The sequence below is a fragment of the Mesorhizobium sp. M1342 genome, from assembly GCF_040317955.1.
GTDB lineage: Bacteria > Pseudomonadota > Alphaproteobacteria > Rhizobiales > Rhizobiaceae > Mesorhizobium.
Genome location: NZ_JAMYLI010000037.1, coordinates 1 through 14,342 on the forward strand (window position 1 = coordinate 1; position 14,342 = coordinate 14,342).

Annotated in this window: 16 protein-coding genes and 1 pseudogene; 11 read left to right on the forward strand and 6 right to left on the reverse strand. The window is 64.2% G+C overall.

From position 1 onward, the window contains the following. A pseudogene (locus NKH06_RS28210) lies at positions 1 to 91 on the reverse strand (glyoxalase/bleomycin resistance/extradiol dioxygenase family protein); the annotation flags it as partial. Positions 92 to 273: 182 nt separating this feature from the next. Next, a complete protein-coding gene (rph, locus tag NKH06_RS28215) occupies positions 274 to 990 on the reverse strand; it encodes a ribonuclease PH (protein ID WP_352894751.1) in 717 nt (238 codons plus the stop codon). Positions 991 to 1,188: 198 nt separating this feature from the next. Here rph and hrcA point away from each other — a divergent pair, with 198 nt between their 5' ends. The 6 genes from hrcA (at position 1,189) to NKH06_RS28245 (ending at position 6,588) form a co-directional block, all read left to right on the forward strand. Further along, positions 1,189 to 2,271, forward strand: coding sequence for a heat-inducible transcriptional repressor HrcA (gene hrcA / locus NKH06_RS28220; protein WP_023814157.1), 1,083 nt, complete (start codon positions 1,189 to 1,191; stop codon positions 2,269 to 2,271). Between the two features lie 24 nt (positions 2,272 to 2,295). Then, the gene (locus tag NKH06_RS28225) at positions 2,296 to 2,493 is read left to right on the forward strand and encodes a hypothetical protein (protein WP_023814156.1); all 198 of its coding nucleotides are present in this window, start codon (positions 2,296 to 2,298) and stop codon (positions 2,491 to 2,493) included. Positions 2,494 to 2,591: 98 nt separating this feature from the next. Continuing rightward, positions 2,592 to 3,944: a PQQ-dependent sugar dehydrogenase gene (locus NKH06_RS28230; RefSeq protein ID WP_352894752.1), complete on the forward strand. Its 1,353-nt coding sequence runs from the start codon at positions 2,592 to 2,594 to the stop codon at positions 3,942 to 3,944. Between the two features lie 111 nt (positions 3,945 to 4,055). Beyond that, on the forward strand, positions 4,056 to 4,673 hold the full coding sequence (locus NKH06_RS28235; protein ID WP_352554338.1) for a LysE family translocator: 618 nt from the start codon (positions 4,056 to 4,058) through the stop codon (positions 4,671 to 4,673). A 177-nt stretch (positions 4,674 to 4,850) separates the two neighbouring features. Next, positions 4,851 to 5,831 carry a cysteine synthase A gene (gene cysK, locus NKH06_RS28240; RefSeq protein ID WP_352774376.1) on the forward strand — a complete coding sequence of 327 codons (981 nt, stop codon included), beginning with the start codon at positions 4,851 to 4,853 and terminating at the stop codon, positions 5,829 to 5,831. 130 nt (positions 5,832 to 5,961) lie between these two features. Then, positions 5,962 to 6,588, forward strand: coding sequence for a glutathione S-transferase family protein (locus NKH06_RS28245; protein WP_128305291.1), 627 nt, complete (start codon positions 5,962 to 5,964; stop codon positions 6,586 to 6,588). Between the two features lie 3 nt (positions 6,589 to 6,591). Here the strand turns inward: NKH06_RS28245 and NKH06_RS28250 are convergent, their stop codons facing one another. Together NKH06_RS28250 and NKH06_RS28255 are read right to left on the reverse strand one after the other, a co-directional pair. Continuing rightward, complete coding sequence (locus NKH06_RS28250; protein WP_352894753.1) at positions 6,592 to 7,836, reverse strand: RNA polymerase sigma factor; 1,245 nt, start codon at positions 7,834 to 7,836, stop codon at positions 6,592 to 6,594. Between the two features lie 5 nt (positions 7,837 to 7,841). Beyond that, positions 7,842 to 8,210, reverse strand: a complete 369-nt coding sequence (locus NKH06_RS28255; RefSeq protein WP_031213674.1) for a YciI family protein — start codon at positions 8,208 to 8,210, stop codon at positions 7,842 to 7,844. 260 nt (positions 8,211 to 8,470) lie between these two features. Between NKH06_RS28255 and NKH06_RS28260 the strand changes: the two genes are divergently transcribed. From NKH06_RS28260 to NKH06_RS28270, 3 genes are all read left to right on the forward strand, one after another. Next, positions 8,471 to 9,430, forward strand: coding sequence for a TAXI family TRAP transporter solute-binding subunit (locus tag NKH06_RS28260; protein ID WP_023813505.1), 960 nt, complete (start codon positions 8,471 to 8,473; stop codon positions 9,428 to 9,430). A gap of 227 nt (positions 9,431 to 9,657) precedes the next feature. After that, positions 9,658 to 11,775: a TRAP transporter permease gene (locus NKH06_RS28265; protein ID WP_352894755.1), complete on the forward strand. Its 2,118-nt coding sequence runs from the start codon at positions 9,658 to 9,660 to the stop codon at positions 11,773 to 11,775. Further along, positions 11,772 to 12,155, forward strand: coding sequence for a DUF1850 domain-containing protein (locus NKH06_RS28270; RefSeq protein WP_352894756.1), 384 nt, complete (start codon positions 11,772 to 11,774; stop codon positions 12,153 to 12,155). Before NKH06_RS28265 ends, NKH06_RS28270 begins: the two co-directional genes overlap by 4 nt. A gap of 152 nt (positions 12,156 to 12,307) precedes the next feature. Here NKH06_RS28270 and NKH06_RS28275 read toward each other — a convergent pair whose 3' ends face one another. Continuing rightward, on the reverse strand, positions 12,308 to 12,694 hold the full coding sequence (locus NKH06_RS28275) for a thiol-disulfide oxidoreductase DCC family protein (RefSeq protein ID WP_281040490.1): 387 nt from the start codon (positions 12,692 to 12,694) through the stop codon (positions 12,308 to 12,310). Positions 12,695 to 12,949: 255 nt separating this feature from the next. Beyond that, positions 12,950 to 13,090, reverse strand: coding sequence for a hypothetical protein (locus NKH06_RS28280; protein ID WP_023813501.1), 141 nt, complete (start codon positions 13,088 to 13,090; stop codon positions 12,950 to 12,952). A 150-nt stretch (positions 13,091 to 13,240) separates the two neighbouring features. Here NKH06_RS28280 and NKH06_RS28285 point away from each other — a divergent pair, with 150 nt between their 5' ends. Then, positions 13,241 to 13,405 (forward strand): hypothetical protein, encoded by a 165-nt coding sequence (locus tag NKH06_RS28285; RefSeq protein WP_352894757.1) that lies wholly within the window; start codon positions 13,241 to 13,243, stop codon positions 13,403 to 13,405. 63 nt (positions 13,406 to 13,468) lie between these two features. Then, positions 13,469 to 14,338 carry a non-homologous end joining protein Ku gene (gene ku / locus NKH06_RS28290; RefSeq protein WP_128305295.1) on the forward strand — a complete coding sequence of 290 codons (870 nt, stop codon included), beginning with the start codon at positions 13,469 to 13,471 and terminating at the stop codon, positions 14,336 to 14,338. The last annotated feature ends 4 nt before the right edge of the window (positions 14,339 to 14,342 follow it).

The window sequence follows — 14,342 nt, forward strand, 5'->3', positions numbered from 1 at the left end:
GGGGGAGGCCGAGGATGTCGGTGTAGAAGGTTTCCGCTGCGGTCAGGTCGCTGACGTAGAGAGCTGATTCAAGGATGGCAGAGGGCATCACGAGGCACCCCCCTCTGCCCTGCCGGGCATCTCCCCCGCAAGGGGGGAGATTGGCAGCCTCCGCATCGCCGCGCCCTTTGCAACGTTAGAGATTAGCGAAGCCCGAAACGACATCCGATCTCCCCCCTTGCGGGGGAGATGCCCGGCAGGGCAGAGGGGGGTGTTCAAGCTCGGCATTTAATCCTAAGCCACTGCCATCTGCTGCAAACTCACCAACCGCTGGATGCCTTTCTTGGCCAGGCCCATCAAGTCCGCGAACTGCTCTTCGGAGAAAGGCTCGCCCTCGGCGGTGCCTTGGATCTCGACGATGCCACCCTTGCCGGTCATGACGAAATTGGCGTCGGTGCCGGCCGCGGAATCCTCGATATAGTCGAGGTCGATAACCGGCTGACCGTCATGGATGCCGCAGGAGATCGCAGCGACATGGTCCTTCAGCACCTTGGCGACGCTGGCCATCTGGCGCGCTTCCATCCAGCGCAGGCAGTCATACAGCGCCACCCAGCCGCCGGTGATCGATGCGGTGCGGGTGCCGCCATCGGCCTGGATGACGTCGCAGTCGACGGTGATCTGCTGCTCGCCCAGCGCCTGCAAATCGACCACGGCGCGCAGGGAGCGGCCGATCAGCCGCTGGATTTCCAGCGTGCGGCCGCCCTGCTTGCCGGCCGAAGCCTCGCGGCGCATGCGCTCGCCGGTCGAGCGCGGCAGCATGCCGTATTCGGCCGTCACCCAGCCCTTGCCGGAATTGCGCATCCAGCCAGGCACTTTTTCCTCAAGGCTGGCCGTGCACAGGACATGCGTGTCGCCGAACTTCACCAGGCACGAGCCTTCGGCATGCTTGGAGACGCCGCGCTCGAAGGAGATGGCACGCATTTCGTCCAATTGGCGTTTGGAAGGGCGCATTCAGGCTGCTTTCTTGTCATTTTTCGGAATCTTGGCCGGCTTGTAACCGCATGGGACGCGTGGCGCAAAGGAAAATGGCCTGACGATCTGACGCAGACACCGGGTGATCTCACACAGACACCGGGTGATCTCACAAAGACACCGGGTTGCGCGGGTGCAGTGTAAGTCTATATCGTTGGGCCGGAGGTTTTTGGCCGTATGACCAAGGCAGTCGATCCCGCTTCGCAGTCGCCCGCGCTTCAGTCGCTCGATATGCGTTCCCGCGACATCTTCCGGCGCATTGTCGATTCCTACCTCAGGGACGGTGAACCGGTGGGCTCGCGCAGCCTGTCGCGTATCCTGCCGTCCTCGCTGTCGCCGGCGACCATCCGCAACGTGATGAGCGATCTCGAGCATCTCGGCCTGATCTACGCGCCGCACATCTCGGCCGGCCGGTTGCCGACGCAGGCCGGCCTGCGTTTCTTTGTCGATGCCTTCATGGAGCTTGGCGACCTTTCCGACGAGGAGCGCCGCGCCATCGAGGCACAGGTTCGGGCGTCCGGCTCGGGCGCGACGCTGGAGCACATGCTGACCGAGGCCAGCCAGATGCTGTCGGGCATGTCGCGCGGCGCCGGCCTGGTTCTGGCCGCCAAGAACGAGGTGGCGCTGAAGCACATCGAATTCATCCAGCTCGAACCGACCAAGGCGCTGGCGGTGCTGGTGTCGCAGAATGGCGACGTCGAGAACCGCGTCGTCGAGCTGCCTGCCGGCATCACCGTCTCGCAACTGCACGAGGCCTCAAATTTCCTCAACGCCCATATACGCGGCCGAACGCTTGCCGAGGCGCGGATCGAGATCGCCCGCATCAAGGAAGAGACCAGGGCCGCGCTCGACACGCTGTCGCAGGACCTGGTCGAGAAGGGGCTGGCGGTGTGGGCCGGCGCCGACAGTGGCCTGCCGGCACGGCTCATCGTGCGCGGGCGCGCCAATCTGCTCGAAAACGTCACCGCCCAGGCCGACATCGAACTGCTGCGCCATTTGTTCGAGGACATGGAGACGCAGGACGGGCTTATCCAGTTGCTTGACCTCGCCGAGCAGGGCTCGGGCGTGCGCATCTTCATCGGCTCGGAAAACAAGCTGTTTTCGCTGTCGGGCTCGTCGCTGGTTGTCGCGCCCTATCGCGACAAGGATGCCCGCGTCGTCGGCGCGCTCGGCGTCATCGGCCCGACCCGGCTGAACTACGCGCGCATCGTCCCAATGGTCGACTATACGGCGCAGCTGATTTCCCGCATGCTGCGCTGAGCTGATCCAACCGAGGAGACGACGATGGCGCTCGAAGAATTCAAGGCCCGGATCAGCCTGCTGCTGGAGGAGATGGTCAACCAGCCGGAGGACCAGCACGAGATCCAGGAGCAGTTGCGTGAAAAACTGCAGGAAATGCGCGCCATGGGATTGCCGCTGCCGGCTGACCTCGTCGAGTTGGAAAAACGCCTCGACGACGATTTTTACGCCGCCGGGACCTGAGCCGGGAAACCGGAAGCTTCCTCCACCTCATCGTGTGCCGTGGAACGATCGACGAGACCGCTCGTTCCTGTTCTCACGCCCAAACATTGGAGGACCGAATGATGCGTTTTACCGGCCCCGCAATTTCCGCCGCACTGTTTCTCTCGACCGCTTCATTCGCCCAGCAGGCGGACGATCCGGTGCTCAAAGGCGCGGCCGCATTCGGCGACTGGCGAGCGGACAAGCCGGGCACACGCCGCCTGATCAGACCGGACGATCTGCCTAAGCCCTATGCCACCCGGTCGACCTCGAACAGCGCCGGCGTTGCGGACATGCCGGCAGACGCGAAGCTGCAACTGCCGCCGGGGTTCTCGGCCGAGCTGGTTGCATCGGGCATCGACAATCCACGCGTCGTGCGCGTCGCGCCGAATGGCGACCTGTTCGTCGCCGACAGCGAGGCCAACCAAGTCCGCATCTACCGTCTGGCCGAAGGCAGTGCGAAGCCTGCGCAGGACGGCATCTTTGCCGGCAATCTCAACCAGCCCTATGGTATTGCCTTCTATCCGCCAGGCGCTGACCCGCAATGGGTCTATGTCGCCAATAGCGACAGCATCGTGCGTTTTGCCTACCGCAATGGCGACCTGAAGGCCTCCGGCGATCCGGAAACCATGGTCGGCAACATCCCCGCCAATCATCACTGGACCCGCGACATCGCCTTTTCGCCGGATGGCAAGACGCTTTATCTGTCGGTCGGCTCGGGATCGAATGTCGCCGAGCGCATGGGCAACGAACCGAAGGGCGGCCTCGACGCCTGGGCGAAGTCGCAGCCGCTCGGCGCCACATGGGGATCCGAGGACGGCCGCGCCGGCGTCCTGGCCTTCGATCCCAATGGCAAGAATGGCCGCATCCTTGCCACCGGCCTGCGCAACTGCTCGGGCATGACCGTGCAGCCGGCGACCGGCGCGCTGTGGTGCGTCGTCAACGAACGGGATGCGCTTGGCGACAATGTGCCGCCCGAATACGCGACCGTGATCAAGGACGGCGCCTTCTATGGCTGGCCGTGGTATTATATCGGCGACAATGAGGATCCTCGCCACAAGGGTGAGCGCCCCGATCTTGCCGGCAAAACGACCGTTCCCGATGTGCTGATGCAGGCGCATTCGGCGCCGCTCAACATTGCCTTCTACGAGGGGAAGAGCTTTCCGGCTGAATACAAGGGCGATGCTTTCGTCGCTCTGCACGGTTCATGGAACCGCGGCAACCGGACCGGCTACAAGGTGGTGCGGTTGCTGTTCAAGGACGGCAAGCCAACCGGCGAATATGAGGATTTCATCACCGGTTTCGTCGTCTCAAACGGCGAGGTGTGGGGGCGGCCGGTCGGCGTGGCGGTGGCCCTGGATGGTGCGCTGATCGTCACCGAGGACGGTAACGGCACCATCTGGCGTGTCACCCATGGCGACGGTCGTTCCTGAGCGCAACTCGCACAGGCGTGGTGCAATCGAATCCGAGTTCCAGGGAATTCACGCCCGCCGGGCTTTGTGCGATAGGATGCCGTGATAGCAGCGTCGCGCAAGGCCGCAACCATGACCCTCACCGGATTCCTCGCCTACAGCGCCGCTCTCGGCATCGCCGCCGCGATTCCTGGTCCCGGCATCACCGCGCTGGTCGCCCGTGCGCTCGGCTCCGGCTTCCGCTCGTCGCTGGCGATGTCTTTTGGCCTGATGGTTGGCGACATCACCTATCTGACCGCTGTGGTGCTCGGCCTCGCCATCGTTGCACAGAGTTTCGGCATGGTTTTCCTGGCCATCAAATGGCTCGGCGTCGCCTATCTCGCCTTCCTCGGCTGGCGCTTCTGGAACAGCGGCATCACGCCCGAGACCGTCGAGGCCAGAAAAGGCAAGGGCGGCTTGCTGTCGAGCTTTGCCGCCGGCCTGACTGTCACGCTCGGCAATCCGAAGACGATGATCTTCTATCTCGCCATCACGCCGACCATCGTCGACCTGAAAACCATTACGCTGGCCGACTACGGCATTCTCGTCGCGCTGACGGTCGTCGTGCTTCTGGTGGTGCTGGTGCCGTATCTGGCGCTGGCCGCCAAGGCGCGCTGGTTCCTGAAGTCGCCGCGCGCGCTCAAGGCGCTGAACCGTACGGCTGCCGGCTTCATGGTCGGTGCCGCTGCAGCGATTGCCGCCCGCCAATAGCGGGCTTTCGGCCAAAGCATTTCGCAAACAGGCCTTTGCGGGAAATGCTTTTCCGAGACGGCACTGTTTTAGACACAGGTCCCACTCGGATATTTTCAATCGACAGTCTATCTTGCGCGGTCGAAGGTCCTATGTTGCCCGCAAATCCACTTGCCTGAAATTCTGGGAGCGAAACCAATGAACAAGCCCGTTACATCAGCCCGCGTGCCCGGCCGCGGCCGCGTCTACGATTCCATCACCGACACGATCGGCGACACGCCGCTGGTGCGGCTCGACAAATTCGCTCGGGAAAAGGGCATCGTCGCCAATCTCATCGCCAAGCTCGAATTCTTCAATCCGATCGCCTCGGTCAAGGACCGCATCGGCGTGGCGATGATCGAGGCGCTGGAGGCGTCGGGCAAGATCTCTCCCGGCAAGACCACGCTGATCGAACCGACGTCTGGCAACACCGGCATCGCGCTTGCCTTCGCCGCTGCCGCCAAGGGCTACAAATTGATCCTGACGATGCCCGAAACGATGTCGATCGAGCGCCGGAAAATGCTGGCGCTGCTCGGCGCGGAGCTGGTGCTGACAGAAGGCCCGAAAGGTATGAAGGGCGCCATCGCCAAGGCCGACGAACTGGCAGCGACGATCCCCAACGCGATCATCCCGCAGCAGTTCGAGAATCCGGCCAATCCGGAAATCCACCGCACGACGACAGCCGAGGAAATCTGGAACGATACGCACGGCGAAGTCGATATCTTCGTCGCCGGCATCGGCACCGGCGGCACCATCACCGGCGTCGGCCAGGTGCTGAAGAAGCGCAAGCCCTCCGTGTATGTCGTCGCCGTCGAGCCGGACTCCTCGCCGGTTCTGTCGGGCGGCCAGCCCGGCCCGCACAAGATCCAGGGCATCGGCGCCGGCTTTGCGCCCAAAATCCTCGACACGACGATCTATGACGAGATCGTCAAAGTGTCGAACGAGGATTCCGTGGCCAATGCCCGCCTCGTCGCCCGCCTCGAAGGCGTGCCGGTCGGCATCTCGTCGGGCGCCGCCTTGCAGGCAGCCATCGTCGTCGGCTCGCGGCCGGAGAACAAGGGCAAGAACCTTGTGGTGATCATCCCGTCCTTCGCCGAGCGCTATCTGTCGACGATCCTGTTCGAAGGGTTGGGATCGTAGTCCGACGCTTCTCCGTGACTGAGCTGGCCCGCTGAAAAAATCCCCGTGGCGTCAGCCACCGGCTTGAGCAGCGCCCTGCTTCCGGTGCATACCGCCCACGGCCCGTCTGCGCGGGCCGGGGGAGGATTTCATGTACAAGCTCTACACCCGTCCTGGCAGCGGCGGCTTCGTCGTCGAGGCGGCGCTGGTGCTGGCGAATGCACCGTTCGAGCAGATCGACGTGCCGAAGACCGACCGGCCCGATCCCGCCTTCCTCGACATCAGTCCGTTGAACCAGGTGCCGGTGCTGACCTTGCCAAACGGAAGCTCGATGACCGAGTCGGCGGCGATCTGCATCCTGCTTGCCGAGCGTCATCCCAATGGCAATTTGGCGCCGGCAGTAGATTCGCCTGCCCGCGCCGATTTCCTGCGCTGGATGGCATTCATGTCGTCGGTGCTCTATTCGGCGGTGCTGCGTTTCTACTACGCATACCGCTACACGGCCGATCCCGAAGGCACCAAGGCGGTCAAGCAGGCGGCCGTGGCCGAGATGGACCGCGGCTTTGCCGTTCTCGATGCCGCGCTCGAGGGCCGTGACTGGCTGGTCGGTGACCGGATGTCGCTGGCCGACATCTATCTGGTCATGCTGGTGGCCTGGCATCCCGACATCGACAGCGCGCGGACGGCATGGCCGAACATCGAACGCCTGTGGGCGCGGCTGCGCGACCATCCGCTGATGAAGACGCTCAACACCTCGCACGAGATGTGGCCGGGCTGAAGCTCAATTTCTGAGCACCGCCCGTTTTCCCTGCAGGAACCGGCGCACCGCCGGGTCTCGCTCGAGGCCGATCGCCCGGTCGTAGGCTTCGCAGGCTTGCGGTACCTGACCAAGCCTGGCTAGGAGACCGGCGCGTGCGGCCCAATAGGGCTGGTACTCGTCAAGCCGCTTGTCGTCGCCCAGCACGTAAAGGGCCGCCAATCCGGCCACTGCGCCCTCGGCCTCGGCGATCGCCACCGCGCGGTTTATCGCCACCACCGGCGATCCTGCGATCGAAAGCAGCGCGTCGTAGAGTTCCTGGATCGCCACCCAGTCGGTGCGGCCGGTGAACCTTCGTGCCGCATGCGCGGACTGCACGGCCGCCTCAAGCTGGTAACGGCCGATGACGCCCTTGGACGCGGCGTGGGAAAGCAGCGCCTCCGCCTCATCGATGAGGGCGCGGTCCCATAGAAGGCAATCCTGTTCCGCCAGCGGCACGAAGTCGCCTTCGGCACTGCGCCGTGCGGCGCGGCGGGACTCAGCAAACAGCATCAGCGACAAGAGGCCCAGTGCCTCCGGCTCCTCCGGCAACAGCGAAGCCACCAGCCGGCCGAGCCAGATGCCTTCGGTCGCCAGGTTGCGGCGCCGCGTTTCGGTGCCCGCCGGGTCGGTCCAGCCTTCGGCGAAGGCGGCGTAGATCGCTTCCAGCACCGCATCCAGCCGTTCCCCGAGTTCGGCCCGCTCCGGCACGCGGAACGGAATGCCGGTTTCACGGATGCGGGACTTGGCCCGCACCAGGCGCTGGCCCATGGTTGCGGGCGAGACCAGGAAGGCGGAGGCGATCGTCGCGGCGTCGAACCCCAGCACCGTCTGCAGGATAAGTGGCGAGCGTACGCTCGATTCGATCGCCGGATGGGCGCAAGCGAACATCAGCCGCAGCCGATCGTCGGGCAGATCTTCCTCGGTCATGCGTGCCTCCGCCTCCTGCGCAATCAGCTTGAGATGCTGGCGGCCGGCCTCGCTGGTGAGCCGCCGCCGCACCGCATCGACACGGCGCCGCCGCGCCACCGCCAGCAGCCAGGCTTCCGGCTTTTCCGGCACGCCGGTTCGCGGCCAGCGCTCGAGGGCGGCCGCAAAGGCATCGGCCAGCGCGTCCTCGGCGGCGGCCACGTCGCGCGTGCGCGCCGCGAGCCAGGCGACCAGCTTGCCGTAGCTCTCCCGCGCGGCCGCCTCGGCGCCCGCCCGGGCGATGTCCGGGCGACTGTCCATCACCGTCATTTCTTGGGCATGTAGTCGGCCATTTCCCAGATCGGCCGCAATTCGACCGTGCCGGTGCTGGCTGCCGGACAGCGTGCCGCCCATTCGATGGCTGTATCGATGTCAGCCGCCTCGATCATGTAGAAGCCGGCAAGCTGCTCCTTGGTGTCGGCGTAGGGGCCGTCGATCACGTTGGTCTTGCCGTCAGCGATCCGCACCGAGGTGGTGGCCTGGGTCGGGCGCAGCCTTTCGCCAGCCAGCCACGCACCGGATTTCTTCAACGCTTCGGTATAGGCGCCATAGGCCGCGCTCATCTGCTGGGCCTTCTCGATCGGCGTGTTCGCCAATGCGGCTTCGTCGCTATTGATCAAAATCATGTATCGCATGGTCTTCTCCCGTTTTGCGAAGGCCGCGTCCTTGCGAGGCCGGACGTATGTCGCGCGGCAGTGGCCGATTTCGACAGGCTGCTCAAAAAACTTTCGGCCCCGATGGCTTTTTGTGCAAGCCGCCATCTGTTTCCTGATCCCTCAACCGTTCGTCTAACGAGCACAATTGCGGGTTGGCATTTGCGGCTCGCTGTCTAAACTCGCCCCGGTTCGCATCTAGGAGGCGGTGCGGTCGTCGATATTTTCAGGGAGGAGATCCGATGTTCAATTTCAGAACGAAATTCGTTGCAGCCGGCGCCGTGGCGCTCTCGCTTGGCTTGGGCACCATCTCAGCCAGGGCGCAGGAATTCATCAATGTGCTGACCGGCGGCACATCCGGCGTCTATTATCCGCTCGGCGTGGCGCTGTCGGAAATCTACGGCAAGGGCATCGAAGGCGCCCGCACCCAGGTACAGGCGACAAAGGCTTCGGTCGAAAACCTCAATCTGTTGCAGCAAGGCAAGGGCGAGATCGCCTTTGCGCTGGGCGATTCCGTCAAGCTGGCCGCCGAAGGCAATGCCGAGGCCGGTTTCCCCGGCAAGCTCGATAAATTGCGCGGCATCGCCGCCATCTATCCCAATTATATCCAGATCGTCGCCAGCCAGGAGTCCGGCATCAAGACGCTGGCCGACCTCAAGGGCAAGAGCCTGTCGGTCGGCGCGCCTGCCTCCGGCACCGAGCTCAACGCCCGCGCCATCTTCGCCGCCGCCGGGCTGAAATATGAGGATCTCGGCCGGGTCGAATACCTGCCCTTCGCCGAATCGGTCGAACTGATCAAAAACCGGCAGCTCGACGCCACGCTGCAATCGGCCGGGCTCGGCGTCGCCTCGATCCGCGACCTCGCCACCTCGGTGCCGATCAATGTCGTGGCGGTGCCGGCCGAGGATGTCGCCAAAATCGGCTCGCCCTATCTTTCGGTGGTCATTCCCAAGGGCACCTATGAGGGCCAGAGCGAGGATGTCGCGACCGCCGCCGTCGGCAATTTCCTCATCACCCGCGCCGATGTCTCCGACGAAACCGCCTACCAGATGACCAAGCTTTTGTTCGAGCATCTCGACCAGCTTGCCGCGGCCCACGCCGCCGCCAAGGCGATCGACCCGGCCAAGGCGCTCGACGGCATGCCGGTGCCGCTGCACCCCGGTGCCGAGCGTTATTACAAGGAGAAGGGGCTGTTGAAGTAAGACGCGTGGCAACCTGACATGTCTTCGCCAGGCGCCCCCCTCTGCCCTGCCGGGCATCTCCCCCTCAAGGGGGGAGATTGGACGTCACCACACCCTTCGCCAATCGCTAACGTTGCAGGACGTGCGCAGACACCAACGCTGCTGATCTCCTCCCTTGAGGGGGAGATGCCCGGCAGGGCAGAGGGGGGCGCCACGCACTACACTTCGCTCCTTTTGGAGACCGTCGGATGAGCGAAGCAACGTCTGGAACAATACCCGACGGCAAATCCGCCACCTTCCATCTTCCTGTCGTCGAAGAGCAGGTCGAAGGCCTGCCGCCAGGCTTCGGCGACGGCATCGCCGGCAAGGCCGCCTTTCTCATCGCCGTCGCCTTTTCCGTGTTCCAGATTTATGTCGCCGCCTATGGCAGCATTCCGAGCCAGGTGGTGCGGGCCATGCATGTCGGCTTCCTGCTGCTGCTTGGCTTTGGCCTGATTGCCAATCTGCGCGCCAAGAGCCTGCCGGCGAAAGCCGCGTTCTGGACGCTCGGGGCGCTCGGCTTCGGCACCGGCCTGTACAATTGGGTGTTCTACACCGACCTCATCCGGCGCTCCGGCTTCCTGACCACGCCCGATCTGATCGTCGGCGCGGTGCTGGTGGTGCTTGTCTTCGAAGCCGCGCGGCGGCTGATGGGCCTGCCGCTGGCGGTCATCGCCTTCATCTTCCTCGCCTATTGCTTCGTCGGCAACCATTTGCCGCCGCCGCTCATCCATCGCGGCTATGATTTCGCCCAGCTCGTCGACACCTTCGCCTACGGCACCGAAGGCATCTACGGCACGCCGATCTATGTCTCGGCCGCCTACATCTTCATCTTCGTCGTCTTTGCCGCCTTCCTCGAACGTGCCGGCATGATCGCGCTGTTCAACGATTTCGCGCTCGGCCTTGTCGGCACATGGCGCGGCGGCCCGGCGCAGGTCTGCGTGCTGTCGTCGGCGCTGATGGGCACCATTTCCGGCTCGGGCGTCGCCAATGTGGTGGCCAGCGGCCAGTTCACCATCCCGCTGATGAAGCGCTTCGGCTTCCGCTCGGCCTTTGCCGGCGCCGTCGAGGCGACCTCCTCGATGGGCGGCCAGATCATGCCGCCGGTGATGGGCGCGGTCGCCTTCATCATGGCCGAGACGCTGAACGTGCCTTATGCCGAAGTGGTCAAGGCGGCGATCATCCCGGCGCTGCTCTATTTCGGCGCCTGCTTCTGGCAGGTGCATCTGGAAGCCGGCAAGGCCGGCCTGCACGGCATGGCCAAGGCCGAGCTGCCCAACCCGTGGGACGCGGTGCGGCAACACTGGCCGCTGGTGCTGCCGCTGGCAGCGCTGATCTATCTGCTGTTGGCCGGCTACACGCCGATCTTCGCCGGCACGATGGGCCTGGCGCTGACCATCGTGCTCATCCTCGGCACGCCGCTGGCGGCGGCGATCGGACCGCTCGCCTTCCGCATCGTCTTCTGGATCGCGCTCGGGCTTGCCGCCGCTTCGTTCATGAAGTTCGGCGTCAACCTCCTCGGCCTGGTGATCGCCGCACTGGTCGTCGCCTGCTTCACGTTCAAGGGCGGCCGCGAGACGTTGCAAATCTGCGTCGACTCGCTTGCCGAAGGCGCCAAGAACGCGCTGCCGGTCGGCATTGCCTGCGCCATCGTCGGCATCGTCATCGGCACGCTGACGCTCACCGGCATCGCCTCGACCTTCATCGGCTGGATCATCTCGATCGGCCAGGACAATCTGTTCCTGTCGCTGGTGTTGACCATGGTCACCTGCCTGGTGCTCGGCATGGGCATCCCGACCATCCCCAACTACATCATCACCTCGTCGCTGGCCGGGCCGGCGCTGCTGGAACTCGGCGTGCCGCTGCTGGTCAGCCACATGTTCGTGTTCTATTTCGGCATCATGGCCGATTTGACGCCGCCCGTGGCGCTGGCCGCGTTTGCCGCCGCACCGATGGCTAGGGAAAGCGGCCTCAAGATCGGCATCCAGGCGACCAAGCTGGCTATTGCCGGCTTCGTCGTGCCGTTCATGGCGGTCTATACGCCGGCGCTGATGCTGCAGGACGCCGGGCCAATCGCCGCCCAGTTCGGCTATCCCGCCGAGGTCGCATACATCGTCGCCAAGGCGTGCATGGGCATCGTGTTGTGGGGTGCCGCCGCCGTCGGCTTTCTCGCCCGCCGCATGGCGTTGTGGGAACGGCTCATCGCCTTCGCGGCCGGCGTGCTTCTGGTCGCTGCGGTGCCGCTCACCGACGAGGCCGGCTGGGTGCTGGCGCTGGCCTGGATCGGCTGGCACTGTTTTCGCTCACGGCAGGCCGCTAAAGCATGAGCCTGTGCATCCTGGCCGCCGGCAAGACGGTGACGCTCTCCGTTGCCGCCTTCACCCTGTCCTGGACGCATTCGGTGGAACGGACGCGGTGGGAGGAAGACTGGAAGGTCACGCCTACCGGCCTGCAGTTGGTCGAAGCCCGGATCGAGGGCTCGGGCGCCGGCATGGAGCCACCGGAAGGCGCTCTGCTGAAGGAGGGTTGGTGGAGCTATGCGCCAGAGATCGACCCACAACGACGCGTTGTGCTCGCCGCTTCCGGCGCGACCGGCGACGGCTGGACACTGTGCACGGTTCAGGGCTGCAGGGAACTGGGCATGGCTGCAGGCGGACCGATCGTGCTGGAGCCGTGCGGGCCGGATGGCACGAGCCGACCACGATAATGCGTGATCGGCCTTCAGAGCAGATGAGAAATCTCGCCGGGAACGCGGAAGCGGCTTCCTCGGCGGCTTCGAACGAATGGACGATGCGGGCGCCAGAAGCGTCAACGTCGACGATGAGACGCTTCAAGCGCTGCTCCCCATAGCCACGTTTTCTAGCCAAGGAACCGTTCCCGCAGCTCGGGTGCGGGGATTTCGCAGCTGTCCTTCTTGCCGAACAGGGCGTAGCGGTTCTTGGCGATGCGATCGTAGAGCCAACCACGCAGCGGGCGCGGCAGCAGCAGCAGTGTTTTTGCCGCCCGCCAGGGCCAGCCGAGTTCCGCCATGACGGCGACGAAGCTGTCCAGCCGCGTGAAGGCGACGCCGTCGATCAGGACGAGATTGGTTTCGTAAGAGTCCGTGCGCAGTCCATGCTTCCGAAACAGCGTTTCACCGAAGGGCGACTGCGCGGTGGCGAAGCGGAAACGGCCTTGGCGATCGAGCCTGACCACCATGCGCACGAAGCCTGAGCAGAGCACGCAGACGCCATCGAAAACGATCAATGGATGGCGTGCGTCGAGAGTTGTTCCGGAGGGACGGTTTGACTGGGGTCGACTGGGTTGGGAATGGTCGGTCACGCTGGCCTCGGCTGCTCGTGTCCCTATGACACTAAGCCGGCCAGCGTCGGTATCAAAGCCCTGGCGTTGTCGCACGGCGCCTGTCGGCGAGAGCGGGACGCTCGGCGCGATAGGTGGTGGCCCGGGTAGAGGCGGCCGGCCTGCAGATCCGGCTGTCGTGGCGATTTTCGAAAGCCATGATCAGTGCGCGCCCAGCGAGTTGCCGCGGCGGGCGCAGGCCGGGCCGGGGCCGCGCATGTAATAGCGCTCGGGCCGATAAGTCGGCGCGATGAATTCGCGGATTGCGGCGGCATAGCCGATGAGGTGCGCGAGGAAGTTCATTACCCTGGTCCCTGTCCCGATTTTCGGATGTCCCTTCCGAATTGCGGTCATCATAGCGTCGAGGCGTGAATAGTCGGTGAACGTGATGTTAATATCTGGTCGAAAATGCCTCGCTTCGTGGCTGGAATGCGGCTGATTCGGGGTCTTTCGGTGCAGTTGGTCGGCATTCCGGCCAATGTGACTTTTGCATCACATATGTTTCGTTTGAATGTCGCCCGTGCGCGGTTCTGTTTCAACTTTTGCCGCGCTCGCGAAATTTCCGTGCTGGCGGCCAGAACGCCACGGGTGGCCCTCGGCATCCAGATCGGCGCGTGAGCGCGGAACTGGAGCGCGGTCTGTCCGTTCTCACCTTCATCTCGTTCTGGAAGGGAAGAGCTCATGGCGCCGCGTCCGGCCTGGAAGGGCTATCTGAAGCTATCGCTGGTCACCTGTGCCGTCGAACTGACCAATGTCGTCACCCACACGGAGCGGGTCTCGTTTCGCATTCTCAACCGCAAGACCGGCAACACGGTGAAGCGGCTCTATGTCGATGCCGAAACCGGCAAGCCGCTGGAGGAGGATGAGGAGGTCAAGGGCTATGAACTCGACGATGGCGATTTCATCCATATCGAGGAGGACGAGATCGAGGCGGTACAGATCGAATCCTCGCACACGATGGCGCTGGACGGTTTCGTCGACAAAGCTTCGATCCAGCAGATCTATCTCGATACGCCCTATTATGTCGCCCCGGCCGACAAGGTGTCGGAAGAGGCGTTCGCCGTCATCCGGGATGCGATGGCGGGCAAGAAGATGGCCGGGTTGGCGCGTATCGTGCTCTACCGACGCGAACGGCCGGTGGTTATCGAGCCGCTCGGCAAAGGGATGGTGCTGACGACCTTGCGCTACGACAACACGGTGCGCCAACCGGAAACCGTGTTCGGCGACATCGAGTCCGTGAAGACCGATCAGGAGATGACCGACCTCGCCGAGTTGATCATCGACAAGAAGAAGACGAAGTTCGACCCCTCGAAATTCGACGACAAATACGAGGAGGCGCTGCTGGAGCTGATCCGCGCCAAGAAGGCCGGCCACAGGGCGCCGAAGGCCAAAGCGGCGCCCAAACCTTCCAATGTCGTCAATCTGTTCGACGCGCTGAAGAAGAGCCTGTCGGACTCCGGGTCATCGAAAAAGCCCTCGTCGGCGAAAGCCAAGCCGGCGGCCAAACGCGCCAAGCCGAAAGGCAGCGCGCCCAAACGCAAATCGGCCTGAGGAA

Bases quoted from the DNA above. Each gene is read 5' to 3' on its own strand.
- rph (WP_352894751.1), bottom strand. From the start codon at position 990: ATGCGCCCTTCCAAACGCCAATTGGACGAAATGCGTGCCATCTCCTTC.
- hrcA (WP_023814157.1), top strand. From the start codon at position 1,189: ATGACCAAGGCAGTCGATCCCGCTTCGCAGTCGCCCGCGCTTCAGTCG.
- NKH06_RS28225 (WP_023814156.1), top strand. From the start codon at position 2,296: ATGGCGCTCGAAGAATTCAAGGCCCGGATCAGCCTGCTGCTGGAGGAG.
- NKH06_RS28230 (WP_352894752.1), top strand. From the start codon at position 2,592: ATGATGCGTTTTACCGGCCCCGCAATTTCCGCCGCACTGTTTCTCTCG.
- NKH06_RS28235 (WP_352554338.1), top strand. From the start codon at position 4,056: ATGACCCTCACCGGATTCCTCGCCTACAGCGCCGCTCTCGGCATCGCC.
- cysK (WP_352774376.1), top strand. From the start codon at position 4,851: ATGAACAAGCCCGTTACATCAGCCCGCGTGCCCGGCCGCGGCCGCGTC.
- NKH06_RS28245 (WP_128305291.1), top strand. From the start codon at position 5,962: ATGTACAAGCTCTACACCCGTCCTGGCAGCGGCGGCTTCGTCGTCGAG.
- NKH06_RS28250 (WP_352894753.1), bottom strand. From the start codon at position 7,836: ATGGACAGTCGCCCGGACATCGCCCGGGCGGGCGCCGAGGCGGCCGCG.
- NKH06_RS28255 (WP_031213674.1), bottom strand. From the start codon at position 8,210: ATGCGATACATGATTTTGATCAATAGCGACGAAGCCGCATTGGCGAAC.
- NKH06_RS28260 (WP_023813505.1), top strand. From the start codon at position 8,471: ATGTTCAATTTCAGAACGAAATTCGTTGCAGCCGGCGCCGTGGCGCTC.
- NKH06_RS28265 (WP_352894755.1), top strand. From the start codon at position 9,658: ATGAGCGAAGCAACGTCTGGAACAATACCCGACGGCAAATCCGCCACC.
- NKH06_RS28270 (WP_352894756.1), top strand. From the start codon at position 11,772: ATGAGCCTGTGCATCCTGGCCGCCGGCAAGACGGTGACGCTCTCCGTT.
- NKH06_RS28280 (WP_023813501.1), bottom strand. From the start codon at position 13,090: ATGAACTTCCTCGCGCACCTCATCGGCTATGCCGCCGCAATCCGCGAA.
- ku (WP_128305295.1), top strand. From the start codon at position 13,469: ATGGCGCCGCGTCCGGCCTGGAAGGGCTATCTGAAGCTATCGCTGGTC.